At 57.5% G+C, this 17,127-nt stretch carries 16 protein-coding genes; 7 read left to right on the top strand and 9 right to left on the bottom strand.

All coding sequences use genetic code 11. The features are described from left to right. Positions 1-179: 179 nt before the first annotated feature. Together ACVWZJ_RS10315 and ACVWZJ_RS10320 are read right to left on the bottom strand one after the other, a co-directional pair. A complete protein-coding gene (locus ACVWZJ_RS10315) occupies positions 180-1,214 on the bottom strand; it encodes an amidohydrolase family protein (protein ID WP_011433593.1) in 1,035 nt (344 codons plus the stop codon). 127 nt (positions 1,215-1,341) lie between these two features. Further along, positions 1,342-2,220, bottom strand: a complete 879-nt coding sequence (locus tag ACVWZJ_RS10320) for an isoaspartyl peptidase/L-asparaginase (RefSeq protein ID WP_457395982.1) — start codon at positions 2,218-2,220, stop codon at positions 1,342-1,344. Positions 2,221-2,455: 235 nt separating this feature from the next. On the opposite strand from ACVWZJ_RS10320, the gene ACVWZJ_RS10325 reads away from it, so the two are divergent. After that, positions 2,456-4,060 (top strand): NAD(P)H-quinone oxidoreductase subunit 4, encoded by a 1,605-nt coding sequence (locus ACVWZJ_RS10325; RefSeq protein WP_414331642.1) that lies wholly within the window; start codon positions 2,456-2,458, stop codon positions 4,058-4,060. 51 nt (positions 4,061-4,111) lie between these two features. On the opposite strand, the gene ACVWZJ_RS10330 is transcribed toward ACVWZJ_RS10325, so the two are convergent. Both ACVWZJ_RS10330 and ACVWZJ_RS10335 read right to left on the bottom strand, forming a co-directional pair. After that, a complete protein-coding gene (locus tag ACVWZJ_RS10330) occupies positions 4,112-4,708 on the bottom strand; it encodes a Uma2 family endonuclease (RefSeq protein ID WP_457395983.1) in 597 nt (198 codons plus the stop codon). 65 nt (positions 4,709-4,773) lie between these two features. Continuing rightward, positions 4,774-5,520: a rhomboid family intramembrane serine protease gene (locus tag ACVWZJ_RS10335; RefSeq protein WP_457395984.1), complete on the bottom strand. Its 747-nt coding sequence runs from the start codon at positions 5,518-5,520 to the stop codon at positions 4,774-4,776. A gap of 207 nt (positions 5,521-5,727) precedes the next feature. Here ACVWZJ_RS10335 and ACVWZJ_RS10340 point away from each other — a divergent pair, with 207 nt between their 5' ends. Both ACVWZJ_RS10340 and ACVWZJ_RS10345 read left to right on the top strand, forming a co-directional pair. Beyond that, complete coding sequence (locus tag ACVWZJ_RS10340) at positions 5,728-6,402, top strand: response regulator transcription factor (RefSeq protein ID WP_011433588.1); 675 nt, start codon at positions 5,728-5,730, stop codon at positions 6,400-6,402. An 88-nt stretch (positions 6,403-6,490) separates the two neighbouring features. Beyond that, positions 6,491-7,435: a hypothetical protein gene (locus ACVWZJ_RS10345; protein WP_457395985.1), complete on the top strand. Its 945-nt coding sequence runs from the start codon at positions 6,491-6,493 to the stop codon at positions 7,433-7,435. A 172-nt stretch (positions 7,436-7,607) separates the two neighbouring features. On the opposite strand, the gene psb35 is transcribed toward ACVWZJ_RS10345, so the two are convergent. Together psb35 and ACVWZJ_RS10355 are read right to left on the bottom strand one after the other, a co-directional pair. Beyond that, entirely contained in the window at positions 7,608-7,916 is a 309-nt protein-coding gene (psb35, locus tag ACVWZJ_RS10350; protein ID WP_414331646.1) for a photosystem II assembly protein Psb35, read from the bottom strand. Between the two features lie 137 nt (positions 7,917-8,053). Beyond that, a complete protein-coding gene (locus ACVWZJ_RS10355; protein WP_011433585.1) occupies positions 8,054-8,272 on the bottom strand; it encodes a hypothetical protein in 219 nt (72 codons plus the stop codon). A gap of 184 nt (positions 8,273-8,456) precedes the next feature. On the opposite strand from ACVWZJ_RS10355, the gene ACVWZJ_RS10360 reads away from it, so the two are divergent. The 4 genes from ACVWZJ_RS10360 to radC are packed head-to-tail and all read left to right on the top strand — an operon-like array spanning position 8,457 to position 13,293. Further along, entirely contained in the window at positions 8,457-9,734 is a 1,278-nt protein-coding gene (locus ACVWZJ_RS10360) for a cysteine desulfurase (RefSeq protein ID WP_011433584.1), read from the top strand. A gap of 38 nt (positions 9,735-9,772) precedes the next feature. Further along, on the top strand, positions 9,773-10,834 hold the full coding sequence (locus tag ACVWZJ_RS10365) for a CIA30 family protein (RefSeq protein ID WP_011433583.1): 1,062 nt from the start codon (positions 9,773-9,775) through the stop codon (positions 10,832-10,834). After that, the gene (locus ACVWZJ_RS10370) at positions 10,827-12,554 is read left to right on the top strand and encodes an ArnT family glycosyltransferase (RefSeq protein WP_011433582.1); all 1,728 of its coding nucleotides are present in this window, start codon (positions 10,827-10,829) and stop codon (positions 12,552-12,554) included. The genes ACVWZJ_RS10365 and ACVWZJ_RS10370 overlap by 8 nt, the downstream gene beginning before the upstream one ends. 7 nt (positions 12,555-12,561) lie before the next feature. Continuing rightward, positions 12,562-13,293, top strand: coding sequence for a RadC family protein (gene radC / locus ACVWZJ_RS10375; RefSeq protein ID WP_041436627.1), 732 nt, complete (start codon positions 12,562-12,564; stop codon positions 13,291-13,293). A 107-nt stretch (positions 13,294-13,400) separates the two neighbouring features. On the opposite strand, the gene fmt is transcribed toward radC, so the two are convergent. The 3 genes from fmt to ACVWZJ_RS10390 all read right to left on the bottom strand — a co-directional run bounded on the left by fmt (position 13,401) and on the right by ACVWZJ_RS10390 (position 17,068). Further along, on the bottom strand, positions 13,401-14,369 hold the full coding sequence (gene fmt / locus ACVWZJ_RS10380) for a methionyl-tRNA formyltransferase (protein WP_011433580.1): 969 nt from the start codon (positions 14,367-14,369) through the stop codon (positions 13,401-13,403). A gap of 80 nt (positions 14,370-14,449) precedes the next feature. After that, positions 14,450-15,178, bottom strand: coding sequence for a hypothetical protein (locus ACVWZJ_RS10385; RefSeq protein WP_011433579.1), 729 nt, complete (start codon positions 15,176-15,178; stop codon positions 14,450-14,452). A 165-nt stretch (positions 15,179-15,343) separates the two neighbouring features. Beyond that, on the bottom strand, positions 15,344-17,068 hold the full coding sequence (locus ACVWZJ_RS10390; protein WP_011433578.1) for a 4Fe-4S dicluster domain-containing protein: 1,725 nt from the start codon (positions 17,066-17,068) through the stop codon (positions 15,344-15,346). Positions 17,069-17,127: the final 59 nt, after the last annotated feature.

The following is a 17,127-nucleotide window of genomic DNA, read 5'->3' on the forward strand; positions in this document are numbered from 1 at the left end:
GACTCAGCATTGGATTCTGTCGGGCTCTATCCACCCTCAGATGCCGCTCAACATCGCTCTGCACAAGGGATCCAAGCGGTTATTTCCCTTGCGAAAGCTGCCCCTGTCTCCGTTACGGATCCCTTCCCTATTCTCAAGAAGCTCGGATGAAGAATAAAGACTCCATCCTGCTGAGGCGGTCAGAGAGCCACCAAAGAAGCAGATACCCCCTGCTGTAACTCCGACAACAATGAGGCCGGACGCCCCTTGTAGGGCCAGGCAAAAGCGTGACGAAAGGCTGCTTCCTGGCAGTGTTTGAGCTGCTCGAAATCGATAATGTCGTGGGTTAGCAGGTTTTCGTACTCAAACGGCAGCCGCACATTGTGCAAGCCGGCGTTGTCGGTGCAGATGGCGATATCTACCCCCGCCTCAAAGCAGCGGTCAAAGACAATCTTGAGGGGCTCCAAACTGGGCAGGGTTCCCGTTTTTAGATAGGTGGTGGGACAAACTTCTAGGCATTGGCCTCGCCGCGCCAGCTCCGGCAGCAATTCTGGATAGTGGAGGGGGATCTGAATGCCGTGGCCGATCCGCGAGACATAGGGCAGCAACTGTGGGTAGCAGCCATCCAAAGTTTCGTACAGGTGGGCAGTGGTTTTCAGGCCGCGGGCCAGCGCATACTTGAACAGCTCAATCCACTCGTCCATCCGTTCGCCGTAGGGCTTGTCTCCCCCGGCCAGGTCGATGGCACACACATACTCCGACTCAGCGGCAGCTTCCACCATGGCCCGGTTGATGTGGCTGGGCAGGCGTGAATGCAAACAGACGATCTGGGTGGTGACGATGGGATACTCCCGCTGCTGGCTGGCCTGCCCCACCGTCTCGATTACCTGGCGCATCTGCTTGAGGCGCTCCGCCTCATCCAGGCTGGGATCCGTGCGTAGGTAGGGAGTGTAGCGAATCTCCAGGTAGGCCAGATCCTCAAAGACGTAGGCTCCCCGCAGCAGGCGGTAGATAAAATAGGGCAGGGTTTCCAGGGTTTGCACCTGTTCCACCAGCGTGTGCAGCTCCAGGTAATCTTCGAGGGTGTTGCGCGGGCGGGTGTAGAACTCCTCGAACTCGGCATAGGTGGGAAAGCGCTCTGCCACAGGGGATCCCTGGCGGTGAAAATAGCGCCACAGAATTCGGGGGACAACCGAACCGCCCAAATGACGGTGCAACTCCGCGTGAAGTGCCATAAACGCTCTACAGTGGCCCGCCAGGGGGCAGACTTGGTTTGTTTAAGTACTATTTCTACTCTTATCCTACTCTTATCCAACCGCCTCAGGCTTGTCCAGGTCTAATCCCGCAAGCCCGGCTAGAAGTTTAGATCGTCAAGCCGATCCCCTGCCCATCGTGATAGGCGGCCAGCAGTAGGTCGGTGGTGGTATCCCAAGCAATCTCGCCCGAGCGCGATAGAGCAATGGCCCCAAAGGAGCGGCGACGTTGGCGGGCCTCTTGAAAAGACTTGGCCATGGCAGCCTTCAGGCTGAGGCCATCTTCCACTCGAATCACAATCCGCGCCGCCAAGCTCTCATCCAAAATATCTTCCCCGACACCAGTACAACTGACCCCCGCCGCCGCACTGGCATAGGTTCCCGCCGGAGTGGCCGAATCGCTTACTCGCCCCACCCGTTCAAACCCCCGCCCGCCGGTGGAGGTGCCGGCACAGATTTGCCCCTGTTGATCCAGCGCCACCGCCCCCACCGTGCCCATGGCCAGAGCAGTGAGAACCCTAGTTGGGGGATGGGTTTGGCGCAACTGCACCCACTCTTGAACCCGCTTGAGAGTGGCCGGATCATAGACCGGCAACTTCAGTTCCCGCGCCAGCTCCGCTGCCCCTTGTTCGGCCACCACGCGATCCGGGCTTGATTGCAGAGCCTGGGCCATGAGGATGGGATGCTGAACCCGGCTGACGTTGATCACCCCGCTAAAGGACTGGGTGGCCCCGTTCATGAGAGCGGCGCTCATGCGGATTTGCCCATCCGACTGCAAGACCGACCCCGTCCCGGCATTGTAGAGCGGATCATCCTCCAGCAACTGGCAGGCATGCATCACCGCCGCCTCGGCACTCTGCCCGGCCAATAGCAGCTCGTAGGTGCTCTCCACCACCTGCCGCAGGGATCCCCTCACTTTTTCCAGGCTGCTTTCCCCTTCCAGGGCGCTGCCGGCTCCGCCGTGGATGATCAGTTTGGGCTGAGGCATGATGAGATCGGTTACCTTGGGAGGACAGTGGAAGACTATATTTTGATTTTCGGGTACAACATCCACCCATGCATCTGCTCCATCCCAGGGATCCCAACGCAAAGGGAGAGGGAGCCTTAAGATAATCCTGTAGATTTGCTAAGCATAGATACTCAAGGGCGATTCTGGTAAAGGGCTGTCGGATTGCAGCCGGCAGGGATCCCCCTGATGGTATGGCACAAGCGAGGTTACATCCATGGCGCTGCCCAGCTTGCACGAGTTTCCTTGGCTGACCACGGTCATCGCTTACCCTGTGTTGGCCGCCCTATTTATTCCCCTGATCCCAGCACCGGCTGGGGATCCCAGTACCCGCGCCTACGCACAAAAGTTGGCCGAGCGGATCCGCTGGTTTGCTTTGTTCATTGCGGTCACGGATCTGCTGATTCTGCTGGCCGGCTTCTATGTCGGCTACGATCCCGGCCAGACAGGTTTGCAACTGCTGGAGCGCTACACCTGGGTACCCCAAGTGGGCTTGAGTTGGTCGGTGGGGGCTGATGGCCTCTCCATGCCCCTGATCCTGCTCACGGCGTTTATCACTACCCTAGCCATCTTGGCCGCTTGGCCGGTCACCCTCAAACCTCGCCTCTTCTACTTTTTGATGCTGGCCATGTACGGCGGGCAGATCGGGGTGTTTGCCGTGCAGGATATGTTGCTTTTCTTCCTGATGTGGGAATTGGAGCTGATCCCGGTGTACTTGCTCCTCTCCATTTGGGGTGGGGCAAACCGCCTCTATGCGGCCACCAAGTTCATCCTCTACACGGCCCTCAGCTCCCTGTTTATCTTGGTGGCAGGTCTGGCCATGGCCTTCTACGGGGATCCCATCAGCTTTGACATGACGGATCTGGCCCACAAGACCTATCCACTCACCTTCCAACTGCTGATGTATGGGGCCTTCCTCATTGCCTATGGGGTGAAGCTGCCCATTTTCCCCTTGCACACTTGGCTGCCCGATGCCCACGGAGAAGCCACCGCGCCGGTTCACATGTTGCTGGCCGGGATCCTGCTCAAGATGGGGGGCTATGCCCTGATGCGCATGAATGCGGGTATGCTGCCGGATGCTCATCTTTACTTTGCGCCAGTGCTGATCGTGTTGGGGGTGGTGAACATCATCTTTGCCGCCCTCACCTCTTTTGCCCAGCGCAACCTGAAACGGAAGATCGCCTACTCTTCCATCAGCCACATGGGCTTCGTGCTCATCGGTATCGGATCCCTGACGGAGATCGGCATGAGCGGCGCCATGCTGCAGATGATCTCCCACGGGCTGATCGGGGCCAGCCTGTTCTTTTTGGTGGGGGCCACCTACGACCGCACCCATACGCTGGAGCTGGAGGAAATGGGCGGCGTTGGCCTGAAGATGCCCAAGATCTTCTCCATGTTCACCGCCTGCTCCCTGGCTTCGCTAGCCCTACCCGGCATGAGCGGCTTTGTGGCCGAGATCATGGTGTTTATCGGCATGGCCACCACCGATGCCTACTCTCTCCCCTTCCGGTTGGTGGTGGTTTTCCTGGCAGCAGTTGGGGTGATCCTGACCCCCATCTACCTGCTGTCGATGTTGCGGCAGATTTTCTTTGGCCCAGAGAACAAAGAGCTCACCGAACACGAAGAATTGGTAGATGCTGAGCCACGCGAGGTGTTCATCATCGCCTGCCTGTTGATCCCAATCATCGGCATTGGCCTCTATCCCAAGCTGGTGACCAGCCTCTACGACCAATCCACCAACGCCTTGGTGGCGCTGCTGCGGCAGGAACTGCCCCAAACTGGTGAGACGGTTGCCCAAGCCCCTGCCCTCTACAACAACTGAATGTTGAATTTGAATTGAGAATTGAGGGATGGAAGGAGATCCACTCTTTTTCTATCCCGCATTGGACTTGTGGCTCTCGCCAGCTTGAACTTGCATCCAGCCAAACAAAGTTGCAATTGTCAGTTGGATCCCTGAGGCGAAGGCGGGAGCGGGGATCACCTCTTGGGGATCCTCATGTACTGTCGGCTGCTGCCCGGCAGGGTAGGCGAAAACAACCCTTTCTTCGGGAGCCACGATCCACCCCATTTGGCAGCCGTGATCCAGGCCGATCAAGATTTTTTTGACCAGCTTCATTGGATTTTGATCGGGAGAGAGAATCTCGATCATCCAATCCGGGCAAAAGGGGATGAGATTTTGAATGGTGCCATCTTCATCCACAGGGATCCGATCCCAGGGGATCACAGAAATATCGGGCACAATCGCGTATCCGGCGAAGGTGCAGCGCAGCTCTGGAAATGCCATTCCCAGTTGAGAAGGCTCCAACATCTCGTTAATGAAGCTACCCAGTTTTAGTTGGAGACGGCTATGTTTTCCCTGTGGCATGGGCTTCTGGATAATTTCTCCCTCGATGAACTCGCTGGCGGGCTCAGTTTCTGGCTGCTGGAGAAAGTCCTCCAGCGTTAGAGGCTTGGCAGATAGACTGACCATGGCTTTCTCCCATCACGCTGCTATCCGATTAACAATAGACTGAGAAAGTATCAAAGCTGATCAAATCAAAACAGATCCCTGTCACGTTGTTGCCAAGTCATTTGGCGGTCATAAGGGCTTTTGCCGGAAAACAACCCCATCAGCGGCCCCAAAATGGCCCCAAACACAAAACCGCCCGCATGGGCCCAATAGGCAATCCCCCCACCCTGCATACCGATGTTGGTAGGCGTCTGTAGGCTGGCAATGCCGTAGAAGGCTTGCTGGATGAACCAAAAGCCTAGGAACACCCAAGCCGGAACGTAGAGGGTTGTGATGAAAATACCCAAGGGCACCAGGGTCAGAATCTCGGCCCGTGGAAAACGCAAAATATAGGCTCCCAATACGCCGGCAATAGCGCCGCTTGCCCCCAGTGAAGGAATGGGGGATCCCATGTCGAAAAACCACTGCGTTAATGCAGCCAAAGCTCCGCAAGCCAGGTAAAAGATGAGGTAACGCACATGGCCCAAGCGATCCTCAACGTTGTTGCCGAAAACCCACAAAAAGAGCATGTTCCCGCCAATGTGGAGAAAGCCCCCATGCAGAAATTGTGAGGTGAATAGGGTTATCCATTCCGGACGCGACGAAGAGGTGATCTCCCCTCGAAAACTGGCCGTCAACTCTATCGGTACCACTGCCCACTCCCGGAAAAAAGCTGCCAGCTCTTGTGGCGACAGGGTTAGCTGGTACAGAAAGACTAGAATATTAACGATCACCAAGGCATAAGTGACATAGGCTGTGCGGGTGGTTGGGTTGCGATCTTGCAGGGGTACCACAGTTAAGATCCAGTCGACGTCACCCTCTAGCCTAGCCTGTTCTTTTCTGCCCCCCCAGGTTCACCTCTAAACCCCTACCTGAGGCTACACTGGGGTAGTCGGCTGGGAGCTATGCTTGCAGACGGATCCCTTGCCGACGAACGCATCTCGGCCAAGCTCGCTCGGCAGAGAATGGACTACAAGATAAGGATTTAGAGGAGTGGATTGATGTCCGAGGTTGAAAGCCCCACTGCCCCGCTCAAGTTTTTGATCGTCGAAGATCATCCAGAGGTGGCTCAAAACAACTGTGAGTGGCTGCAACGCATTGCAGCCGATGCTCAATGTATTACGGTCACCAATCCCATGGACGCCATCCTGCGCCTGCAGCGGGAACAACCAGACTTGGTTGTAGCCGATCTGCTCTATGGTCAAACCAGCGGAGAGCAGTCTGCCGAGCCTGGCCTAGAGTTCCTGCGCCATATCTTTGAGAACTACCCCACCTTGAATGTGATGGCCTATTCCAGCGAGCCGCTGCTGCTCACTCCATTGGTGGGCCTGATCAGCAAACACCAGGGTGGGTTTGCCGCGGTCAACAAAATGGAACGGCGCACCGTGTTTTTGGAGGGGGCCAAAAGTGCCCTCAATGGAGAATTGCGCATGCCGCGGGAGTTGCGCGGTCTTACGAAGCTGACGGAACGAGAAATTGAGGTCTTGAATTTGCTCTGCAAAGAAGCCCTCACCGATCAGGCCATCGCAGATCGCATTCACACCAGCAAGAAGACCGTACAAAACTGTATCCAGAGGCTCAAAGAAAAGTTGGATATTTTCGGCTCTGAGGATGAGATCAATGCTCGCGTTGCCATGTGTATGACAGCCGTTCAGAAAAAGATTATCCAGTGGTGAAACAGAATAGATTATGAGTTTGTCTCTAAACACTACTTTGGCATAGATTGCCAATGGAGCTTATCCAAGAAGTGAGGGGGGATAAGTGATGTTATTAGAGGCCGAGACAAAGCTGGTACGGGATAAGTCACTGGGATACCTCGTAACAACAGAAGAAACGCCAATCGAGAAATGGAGCCCTTTTACTTTGCTGATGCGTGTTGTGTCGGTATCTTTATCTACATTGCTACTTATTGGACTTCCTATCTTCGCAGTTCTATCGGCAATACTTTCTGCCTTAGGGACATGGATCCCTAGCACTTTGGCCAGTGGCATACCTCCTATTGCTATGGCTTTTTCTGGATTGTTGGGTGGTTTATCGATGCTTCTTTGGTACTATTGGTACTCAAATCAACCCTATAAATCTAGGGTTGTTATTTTGAGCAATGGCTTCATTTATCATGACATCTATCGTGACATCCTAGGAAAGCAGAACAGACTTGCCTATAGGTATAACGAAATTGTCTCAGTGAACGTGGGCTTCAGTAAGAAGAGTGTCGGTTTTGTCAAATCAGAATGCTACCCATACTACAGCTACTACATCAATTGCCAAGGAAGTCCTGTCGTATCTATATCTTCCCCGTCTTTGCCTTTGATGAGGTATGTAGCCAGCTACATTTGCTCCACGCGCTGGAAAGGCATGAGAGAAGCAATTGAGCGTGGACAAGAGGTTTCATTTGGATGCGTTGCCATAAGTAGGGAGTACGTTAGAGTCAAGGATTTCGGTTCTTCAGAGCGATTGTTATTTAGGATCCAGGCTATCAAAGAGATTAAGCTGTGCATTGATAGTGAGGATGGTTACGTATTCCGCCTGGAGTTTATCTCAGGGTCTAGGTCAACAAAGAGCTCTGATTGTTACTTCCGCTGTGACAAGGTAGATAACTTCCATCTATTTTTCAAGACACTCAAGCTTGTGGGTATCCCTATGAACCTTTCTGAGCTTCCAGCACGTCTCACCTTTGAGAATCATATTAGACAGGCAACAGATGGCTAGACACCAACCGAATGGAGGAGGCACCGATCTTTGGGTACAGCCTTTCCAGGAGATAAGCGAGGTAGTACTGCACGGCAAAGACAAAGAGCACGCATGAGGAAAAAGCAGGCTTCCATAGCTTCCGCCTTTATTTCCTCGAGACGACTGGGCGCCGGACAGCTTTCAACTTGGATCAGTGGATCCCCAGTGCAGAGGCAAACACACTGTGGCCCACAATGGCCTCTACCACAACACTGATGGCAAACCCCAGCATGGCCAGCCGTCCGTTCCATCGCTCGGCCTTCTCCGTCCAGCCAATCTCCCACTCCGGCGGGGTATCGCCGTCTTGACCGTACTGCGGCACGTACCGCGGGCGACCGGCGCCTTCCCAGCCAGCAGGGCGCTTGGAGTTGAAGAAAGCCATCGAGCCAATCACAACAGCGGCCACCAGCCCGGCCACCATGACGGCAATGTAGGGGAGGAAGGGATTGTCAAGCATCATCGGACTGTCGAGATAGGGATTGAAGGGTGAAAAAGCTCCCAAAAAGGGTAGAGCTGTAACATCTCAAAGCCGAAGAGAAACTCTCTGAGATGCCCGATGTGGCTCTACCGAAAAGTTCTTCGACAAATTATTGCAGGTTATTGCAGACCTAGCCACTGGGCGAGAGTGCTGGCAAAAACACTGTGGCCCAGCACCGCTTCTGTAGCAATGCTGATCACCAAGCCCAACATGGCCAAGCGTCCATTCCAACGCTCCGCTTGCTCTGTCCAGCCTGGGATCCAGTCGTTGGTGGTGTCGTAGTACTGGGCAACAGAAGCGGAGTCCAGACGAGAAGGGATTCTGGGAGACGATTGCATTACTAATACCTCGTATTGGTTGCTGTAACCAAACTTAACACAAAGTTACATTTTGTGACAAGCTTCGCTTTCAGGTCAGGGCGGAAGGGATCCCTGGCCGTTGCAACGGTTTGGGCGGATGGGTTTGCCGAAGGCTGGCCGGAAGCGATGTCATACTGAGGGAAGCAGGCTTTTTGCGCAGACCATGGCGGTATCCCCCCTTTCTTCTCTCAAGCTTGACCATTCTTTCGATCTGGCTGCCCAGGTGCGGTCAGATTTTCCGATTTTGCAGCGCCAGGTCAACGGCCACCCGCTAATCTACTTTGACAATGCCGCCACTTCTCAAAAGCCACTGGCGGTTATGCAGGCGATGGATCATTACTATCGACACTGCAACGCCAACGTGCATCGTGGGGTGCATACGCTGAGCAACGAAGCCACAGATGCCTATGAGGGGGCGCGGGAAAAGATCGCTCGGTTTGTGAACGCGCCTTCTCCTCAGGAGATCATCTACACCCGCAATGCCAGCGAAGCCATCAATCTGGTGGCCTATAGTTGGGGCTTGAGCCATCTGGAGCGGGGGGATGAGATCGTCCTCTCGGTGATGGAGCACCACAGCAACCTGATCCCGTGGCAATGGGTGGCCCAGAAGACGGGAGCCCACCTCAAGTTCATCCAGATCACGCCAGAGGGAGAGTTGGATCTGGAGCACTACCAATCTTTGCTCAGCGACCGCACCCGCTTGGTGGCGGTAACCCAGGTCTCCAACATGCTGGGATCCATCAACCCCGTTCAGGAGATGACTGAACTGGCCCATCGTTACGGAGCCAAGGTTTTGCTGGATGCTTGCCAGAGTGTGCCCCACATGCCTGTGGATGTCCAGGCGCTGGATTGCGATTGGTTGGCCTTTTCGGGGCACAAGATGTGTGGCCCAACGGGGATTGGCGTCCTCTACGGCAGGCGGGAGCTGCTGCGAGCGATGCCCCCTTTTTTGGGTGGGGGAGAGATGATCGCCGATGTGTACTGGGATCACGCCACCTATGCGGATATCCCCCACAAATTTGAAGCCGGTACGCCGGCGATTGCCCAGGCGGTGGGGTTAGGGGCAGCCGTAGATTACTTGAGCCAGATCGGTCTGGAGCGGGTTCATGCCCATGAACAAAGGTTGATTACCCACCTGTTGGACGGGATCCAGCACATAGCGGGTATTACGGTTTATGGCCCCAAGGATCCGGCGCGACGGGCAGGGCTGGTTAGCTTTTCGGTGGAGGCTGTCCATCCCCATGACCTGTCTACTTTGCTGGATGAGCAAGGCATTGCCGTTCGAGCGGGGCACCACTGCACTCAACCCCTCCATCGCTATTTGGGAGTACAATCCACTGCCCGAGCCAGTGTTTACCTGTACAACACGTTGGCGGAGGTGGATCGCTTTTTAGACGTGTTGGCAGAAGCGGTGGAGTTCTTCGGCGCTGCCCTAAGCTAGGGATCCGGGATAGACCTCTGAAGAGATGAGGTAGACTCATGCCTTGGGATCTGGGGCGGTTCTGGAACACGCTCACCTACTATGAGGCCCTGCCTTTGGCGGAGGTGTGGCGTCGGGTTCAAAATGGGTTCCAGGCCGTGGAGGATGATTTTGTGCCACCTTCTCTTTCCGAGCCGGTCGCTATCCAGATAGGGGTGGTGGGGGAAGGTTTGCCTGACGGGTTGGCGGAGGCCCTGCGGCAGCAGGGCGTGGAGGTGAGCCATACGCCAGATTGGGCGACAGCAACCGTGATCCTAGGTTTGGGGGATCCACCAACGGCCAAGGCTTATCTGGAGCAATTGCGCAGCAGTGGGCAAACGGAGCGGATGCTGTTCGACTTTCGCCGGCCCAACCCAGATCTGAACCGGTTTTGGGGCATTTTGGACGATGTGGTCATGGGAGGGGTGAGCCAAAGCCAGTTGCAGTGGGGGGAGGGGCAGCTTCTGTTTACAGGGCAAGTTTCCACGGCCAACTTTGGGGGGTTTGTTTCCACGCGCACCCGCAATTGGCAGCCGCCGCTGGACTTGTCGGGGTTTGCCGGTCTGGAGCTGCGCCTGCGAGGGGATGGGCAGCGGTATAAGGTCTTACTGCGGGATCAAGGCGGCTGGGACAGCCCCGCCTACGGCTATGCGTTCGACACTGCGCCGGGAGAAGAGCAGACCGTTCAGATCCCCTTTGCGGAGATGGTTGCCACGTTCCGCGCCCGCCGGGTTTCTGCTCCCCCTCTCAATAGTCGCCAGATCTACTCGCTGCAACTGATGCTAAGCAAGTTCGAGGCCGATGGCAGCCCAAACCCCCGCTTCCGGCCTGGGCCCTTTCAGCTGGCCGTGCGCTGGATTGGGCTGTATCGTCGGGAGCCTCTGCCGCAATTGATCGGGGTGGCGCGGGGATCCCTTGCCCCGGAGTGGATAGCTGCCCTGCAGGGTAGCTCCAGCCGTTGGTGTGGGGTGGAGATTCCGGTAGAGACAGAGGGATCCGCTCTGGCAGCCCAGTTGCTCCGCCTCCTGCGCTCGCCTCAGAGCGTGGGCCGGGTGGTGTCTTCAGAAGCTTTCCATGCCTAGCTTTCTGGGCCGCCTCAAGGGATCCCTGGGGATGGGGCTTTTGGCCGGCCTGTGGCTGTGGGTAGGTCAGGGGATCCCCTACCTGTTCGACTGGGATGAGCTGATCTACGCCAGCTTGGCGCGGCAGATGCTGGCCAGCGGGGATCCTTTCTCGTTGGCCATCAACGGGGAGCCTTTTTTCGAGAAGCCCCCTCTCTTTTTTTGGCTGCAGGCCCTGTCCATGGCTGTTTTAGGGATGAACGAAGGGGCAGCGCGCTTGCCCAATGCTTTTGCTGGCGGGATCACGGTGGCGCTGCTGGTGGGGTGGGGATCCCATCTGCGTGGGGTGGGGTTTGGCTGCCTGTGGGGGATCCTACTGCTGACAGGCTACCTGCCCTTGTTTTTTTACAAAACTGGTCTCATCGACCCGCTACTCAACCTGGGCATGGGGGTGGGTCTGGGATCCCTTTGGGCCGCCGAGGAGGCCTGGCGGGCCGGGTACTCTGGACGCAGGTGGAGAGCGGTGGGGGCGCTGGCCCTGGGCTTGGCAGTGTTGGCCAAAGGGCCGGTGGGGCTGGTGTTGCCCCTGGCTATCTGGATCCTCTACAAGCTCTGGCAACGGGATCCTCCCCTTCGATGGGGGGAGAGCCTGGTTTTCCTCAGCCTAGCTGTGACTGTTCCCCTCACTTGGCTGGCGTTGGAGGGGGTGCAACGGGGGCCAGAATGGGTGGAAGAGTTTGGGCGCTACCAATGGCGCATCCTCACCAGCTCAGATGGGCATCCCGGCCCGGTTTATTTTCATCTGTTGGCCTTTGCCCTGGGGTGCTTTCCCTGGGGCGCTCTGGCTTTGGCCGAGATCCTGCAGCCCATCCCCAGGAGCGTGGGCTCGGTGGATTTGACTCGGCGGGCAGAATCTCTGCTGTTGGTGGCTTTTGGGGTGGTGCTGGCCCTGTTTTCGCTGCTGGTGCAAACCAAGCTGGTTCACTACACCTCGCTGCTGTACCCCATTGGGGCCTACTTTGCTGCCCTGCGCTTGCAGCGCCTGGTTGCTGAGAAAAGAGGGCCCAGTTTTTGGGAAAGTGCCTGGATCCTGCTCAGTGGCTTGTTTTGGCTGGCCCTGTGGCTGTTGCTGCCCTGGCTGGGATCCCAGGACCCCGCTGGGCTAGTCCAAGCATGGGTCTTTGCCGGCATCCCTGACGACTTTTCCAGCAGCTTGGTGCTGGGATACCTGCAGGCTGAGGTGGAGTGGCCGGTGTTGACCTACGTCCCCGCCGCGATCCTGCTGCTGGGAATTCTCCTTTGGAGTCGAGGACGGCGGCGGGCTTGGGGCTGGACAGTTTTGCTCTTGGCCACGGGACTGAGCGCCCAACTGGCCTGGTGCTGGGTCTTCCCCCGCCTGCTGCAACACACCCAGGGAGGAGCCGTCCACTTTTTCCGGCAGTTTGCCACTTCCGAAAACAACGCCCAGCCGGCTCTCTCTGGAACGGTGGGCCTGTACGGCTTTCGCTCTTTTGTACCCTATTTTTATGGCCCGCTGCAGGTTCCCTACGCCGCCAGCCCAGAAGAGCTGGCCGACTGGCAAGCCCAGGGGCAGGCGCCCGACTACCTGGTTACCTGGGATCCCTTTGTAGCTGAACTTACAGCTCCCGAGGGCGAACAGGCAGCCATTCTGGGATCTTGGCGGGTCGTCGAGCGCCGCAGTCCCTTTTGGCTGTTGAAAAAAACCTCTTCTCCTCCCTAGGCCCCAGATGAGCCAGTACGTGCTGCGCATCAGCGATATTCCTGCCCAAGATCGTCCCCGCGAGCGGCTGCTCAGCCAAGGGGCAAGGCACCTCTCCCACGCCGAGCTGCTGGCCATCTTGCTCAACACTGGCCAGGGGCCAGGCAAGCTCTCGGCAGTCGGCCTCGCCCAGTTGCTCCTGAAAAAATTGGAAGCCCAAGGAGATCCCTTGGCCCAACTGCGCCAGGTGGAGGCAGGGGAGCTGCTGCAAATTGAAGGCATTGGCCCGGCCAAGGCAGCCACAGTGTTGGCCGCCATCGAGCTGGGACGACGGGTGTTTTTGAGTCGTCCGCCAGACCGGACAGCCATTGAGTCGCCAGAACAAGCGGCTATGGCTCTGAGTGGTGACTTGATGTGGGAATCTCAAGAGCACTTTGCCGTCTTGCACTTGGATGTCAAGCACCGTCTGCTCAGCCAGCAGATTGTAACCCGGGGCACCGCCACCGAAACCCTGTCTCATCCGCGGGAGACTTTCCGCAGCGCCATCAAACAGGGGGCCAGTCGCATCCTCGTCGCCCACAACCACCCTTCCGGGAGCTTGGATCCCAGCCCAGAAGACCTTGCCCTTACCCGGCAACTCTTGCAAGCGGGGCAACTGCTGCAGATCCCGGTCTTGGATCACCTTATCCTCGGCGGCGGACAGTTCCTCAGCTTGCGCCAGCGCACCAACCTTTGGCAGGAGTTTCCCCAGCCGGAGTAGTCTTCACCCCCAGCCTTTCTCCCAGAGAGAGAGAGTAGAATCAAGGCAACGGACAGGTTCGCCGTCTTTGGGTTGACCACGCCCAAGGGATCCCTGTGTGTGGGCTCTCAAGAATTGGGCAGCGGCTCAAAGCGCATCCCCACCTTGAGCTGGCCGCCATTGACCAGGTCCCAAGCGGACTGTTCTTTTTTGCCAGGCAGTTGCGCCCGCCGGATCAACAGGGATCCCTCTCCTGTGGCTACGTAGATCCCTTCTCCTCTGGCCAACCCCACCACTTCTCCGGGACTGCCCTGGGGGATTTCAGGGGGTGGCGAGTGCAGTTGGGGAGAGGCGGAGCGGACAATCTTTATCCGCTGTCCCTCTATACCGGTGAAACAGTTGGGGGAAAAGGCGCGGATTTGGTTGTGCAAGGCCTGGGCAGGGCGCTGCCAGTCGAGGTGAAAGTCTTGTTTTTTGAGCAGAGGGGCGTAGGTTGCCCGGGATCCATCCTGAGGAATAGGGGTGAGTTCCCCTTTCTCCAATTTCAAGAGCGTTTCCACCAAGAGTTCTGCCCCCAGTTGAGCCAGTTGGGGTGCCAATTCTAGGCTGGTTTGCTCTGGCCCAATGGGTAGCTTGGCCTGGAGCAGGATGGCCCCCGTATCCATTCCCTCATCCATGAGCATCGTGGTTACGCCGGTCTCGGTTTCGCCGTTGGCAATAGCCCACTGGATGGGGGCAGCGCCACGATAGGCGGGCAGGAGGGATCCATGCACATTCACACAGCCCAGCTTGGGCATCTGCAACACCGTCAGGGGCAAGATCTGGCCGTAGGCCACCACCACAAACACATCGGCAGCCAGCGCCTCCAGAGCCGCCAGCACTTGGGGATCCCGCCGCAGGCGGACAGGCTGCCACACCGGGATCCCGTGGGCCTGGGCGAGAACCTTGGTAGGGGGGGGAAGCACCTTTTGTCCCCGTCCCTGGGGCCGATCCGGCTGGCAGACCAATCCCACCACTTCAAAGGGGGACTGCGGCTGCAACAGGATCTGCAGCGAAGGCAGGGCAAACTCTGGCGTGCCGAAAAAAACAACCCGCATGGCCAACCCCAACGAGCACTGTCCTTCAGAATACGCTCAGCCAGCGGCTGCAAACGCTCGGCTACTTACTATCTCCTCCGTCAACTGACACCCGGAGATTCAGTCTGGGAGGCAGGAGAAGGGGGTGGCGGCTTATCCAGCGGAGAGATTTCTCTCTCTGAGATGGGGGATCGCCCGGTCAAGGGCACCTGCGGGGACTGCCAAAAGGCGGGCTGTTTGAGATCGAACTCCTGGCTCCAGGCCGGGAAAAAGGAGCCCAGTTTTTGCCCGGAAAGCCGCAGCCTTTGCAAGAAAGTCCATTCCAGACGGGTCAAGGCTCGCCGCAGAAAATCCCTAGCCCAATCCGGATCCGGGGCTTCTGCCGCCTGCAAGTTCACCTGCAGGAGGCCCAGTTTGGGATGGAAATGAACCCGTGCTTGGATCCCTTCCGGACGCAACAGGTAATTGAACACCTGCTGGATGGCCACCTCATCCCCCCGCTGAGCGCGATACAGAGGGCTGTTGGGGTTGGGCTGGGGCTGGTAGCGCCACTCGCAGTGCCATTCCGGGATCCCTTCATTGGCCAGAAAGCCAAACAGCTCCACCTGACGCTGCCTGTGGGTCAGCGCCATTTGCTCCAAGGCCGGCGAGAGGCTCCCCAGCAAAGCATCCGGCTCAGGCAAGGGATCCCCCTCTAGGCGCAGCAACAGGCGGTGGCCGGAAAGCCGCGCTTGTACCTGGAGATAACCCAACCCCAGGGATCCCAGGGCTTTTTGCAGATCGGCCAAAATGGCGGGCAGAGGAGCCTGGACATCCAAAGAATCGCTCACCGACAAAAGATCTCCAACAAGCCCTAACCCAACCTAGCCAATTTCCAAGGTTGCTTGGATCCCTGGGATCGCCGGCCAAGATGGCCAGATCCATTCTGCTTTGGATAATTGCTAGATCCCCAGGATCAGGCGAGCTGCAGCGAACTGAGTTAACCTCAGCAACGGCTACAGCCCATAGAAATCCGGCCCGGATCCCTCGTAGCTGGGGTTGACCCGCAAGTTTAAGTGGGGACAGATGATCTCGCAGGTGCGGCACTGGATGCAGTTTTCCAAAGACATGGCATGGGAGCGGATGCCATTTTGGTCGCGGATGTGGTGTACCTCTGCTGTGCAGTCGGCAACGCAGGGGGTGGGGCGATTCAGCTTGTCGTAGGTGGCGATGCACCGGCGGCAGGTTTCGGCGTCGAACTCCAGGATGTGACGGTTACCCTCGGGGTAGCGGGGATCCGCGAAAAAAACCGCATCGGGCCGCGAGAAATAGCCCGGTCGAGAGGCCAATTCCTGGGGAGCCAAGGTTGTGGGGGCCACAAAATCCGCTTGAATGGCAGCGTGGGGGGCCACATAGCTGCGCGGGGGTGGCTCGCTGGGGCTGACCCGCCCGGTGAGCAGGGTGTAGGCGCGCAGAGTTTCTCGTCCGCGGCGAACGGGATCCTGCAGGCCCCAGCGCAGGGATCCCAGCCAGGGGTGGCCGGCATCGACGCTGCGGCACACCTGAGGTAAGTATTCTTCCAGCAGGCGGGAGTTTTCCAAAAAAGCCTCGCGGAAATAGCGACTGCGGTAGAGGTTTTGCCCCACTGCACTTTCCATCACCGCCTTTTGATAGTCGGCTTGGATGCGCAGATCCCCTTTCAAGAAGCCATCGTGAATGAGGCCCGCCGCCAGATAGCCGGTTTCCATGGCATTATCCACCCCGGCCAAGCTGCCCACATCCAACACCCCCAGCGCATCCCCCAACAGCAGGGCTCCCTCAACGCCAAACCGGGTGGGCAGGCTGTGGTAGCCCCCTTCGGGAATCACGGCAGCCCCGTACTTGAGCAACCTGCCGCCAGCAATTAGGGACTGGATCCAGGGGTGAGCCTTGAACTCCTGCAGACGTTGCTGGGGGTTGAGGTTGGGGTTTTTGCTGTCGAGGCCGATGATCAGACCCAAAGCCAGGCGGTTTTCCTTAAGGCCATAGACGAAGCCGCCGCTGAAGCTACCATCCAAAACCGGGTAGCCCAAGGTATGCCACACCTGCCCCTGCAGGGACTGGGGGATCTGCCACACCTCTTTGACCCCCACCGACCACAATTGCGGGTTGGGGCGCAGTTGAAACTTCTCGATGAGATCTTTGGAAATGAAGCCTTTGTCGCCAAAGCAGGTGAGTTCGGCAAAGATGCAATCTTCGTACACTTGGCCAGAATCGCTTGCCCGTACCCCGATCACCCGCTCCCCCTCGTAGAGGATTTCATGGGCGGCAAAGCCGGGGAACACATCGAGGGTAACATTTGGGATCCCTTTGGCTTTTTCCTGCAGGGTTTCGGCCAGCCAACGGATGACGTGGCTGAGGGTGAGAATGAACTGTCCCTGCTTGCGAAATCCCGGCGGGATCACCGCTTCCGGCAGATCCCAGCGCTGTTGGGATCCCAACACGCTCAAGTGATTGGCTTCCACCCGGCCTTCGTGGGGAAATCCTTGGCTTTCAAAATCGGGGAAGAGCTTGGCGATCACTTGGAGGTTGCAGATGGCGCCACTGACGATGTGACCGCCGAATTGGCGGGCTTTTTCCAAAATGGCAATAGAGATTTTCAGCCCAGAGAGCTTGGCCAGATCCAAAAGGCGGTGGGCCAAGATCAAGTTGGAGGAGCTTCCCCCCACCAAAAGAAGGTCGTAGCGGATGGCTTCACTCATAGTCCCCCACACGGTAGCTCTGGATACCCTGCCTGTATCCTAAAAAGGGGAGGGGAGAA

The sequence above is a fragment of the Thermostichus sp. OS-CIW-29 genome, assembly GCF_054058195.1.

Bases quoted from the DNA above. Each gene is read 5' to 3' on its own strand.
- ACVWZJ_RS10315 (WP_011433593.1), bottom strand. From the start codon at position 1,214: ATGGCACTTCACGCGGAGTTGCACCGTCATTTGGGCGGTTCGGTTGTC.
- ACVWZJ_RS10320 (WP_457395982.1), bottom strand. From the start codon at position 2,220: ATGCCTCAGCCCAAACTGATCATCCACGGCGGAGCCGGCAGCGCCCTG.
- ACVWZJ_RS10325 (WP_414331642.1), top strand. From the start codon at position 2,456: ATGGCGCTGCCCAGCTTGCACGAGTTTCCTTGGCTGACCACGGTCATC.
- ACVWZJ_RS10330 (WP_457395983.1), bottom strand. From the start codon at position 4,708: ATGGTCAGTCTATCTGCCAAGCCTCTAACGCTGGAGGACTTTCTCCAG.
- ACVWZJ_RS10340 (WP_011433588.1), top strand. From the start codon at position 5,728: ATGTCCGAGGTTGAAAGCCCCACTGCCCCGCTCAAGTTTTTGATCGTC.
- ACVWZJ_RS10345 (WP_457395985.1), top strand. From the start codon at position 6,491: ATGTTATTAGAGGCCGAGACAAAGCTGGTACGGGATAAGTCACTGGGA.
- psb35 (WP_414331646.1), bottom strand. From the start codon at position 7,916: ATGATGCTTGACAATCCCTTCCTCCCCTACATTGCCGTCATGGTGGCC.
- ACVWZJ_RS10355 (WP_011433585.1), bottom strand. From the start codon at position 8,272: ATGCAATCGTCTCCCAGAATCCCTTCTCGTCTGGACTCCGCTTCTGTT.
- ACVWZJ_RS10360 (WP_011433584.1), top strand. From the start codon at position 8,457: ATGGCGGTATCCCCCCTTTCTTCTCTCAAGCTTGACCATTCTTTCGAT.
- ACVWZJ_RS10365 (WP_011433583.1), top strand. From the start codon at position 9,773: ATGCCTTGGGATCTGGGGCGGTTCTGGAACACGCTCACCTACTATGAG.
- ACVWZJ_RS10370 (WP_011433582.1), top strand. From the start codon at position 10,827: ATGCCTAGCTTTCTGGGCCGCCTCAAGGGATCCCTGGGGATGGGGCTT.
- radC (WP_041436627.1), top strand. From the start codon at position 12,562: ATGAGCCAGTACGTGCTGCGCATCAGCGATATTCCTGCCCAAGATCGT.
- fmt (WP_011433580.1), bottom strand. From the start codon at position 14,369: ATGCGGGTTGTTTTTTTCGGCACGCCAGAGTTTGCCCTGCCTTCGCTG.
- ACVWZJ_RS10390 (WP_011433578.1), bottom strand. From the start codon at position 17,068: ATGAGTGAAGCCATCCGCTACGACCTTCTTTTGGTGGGGGGAAGCTCC.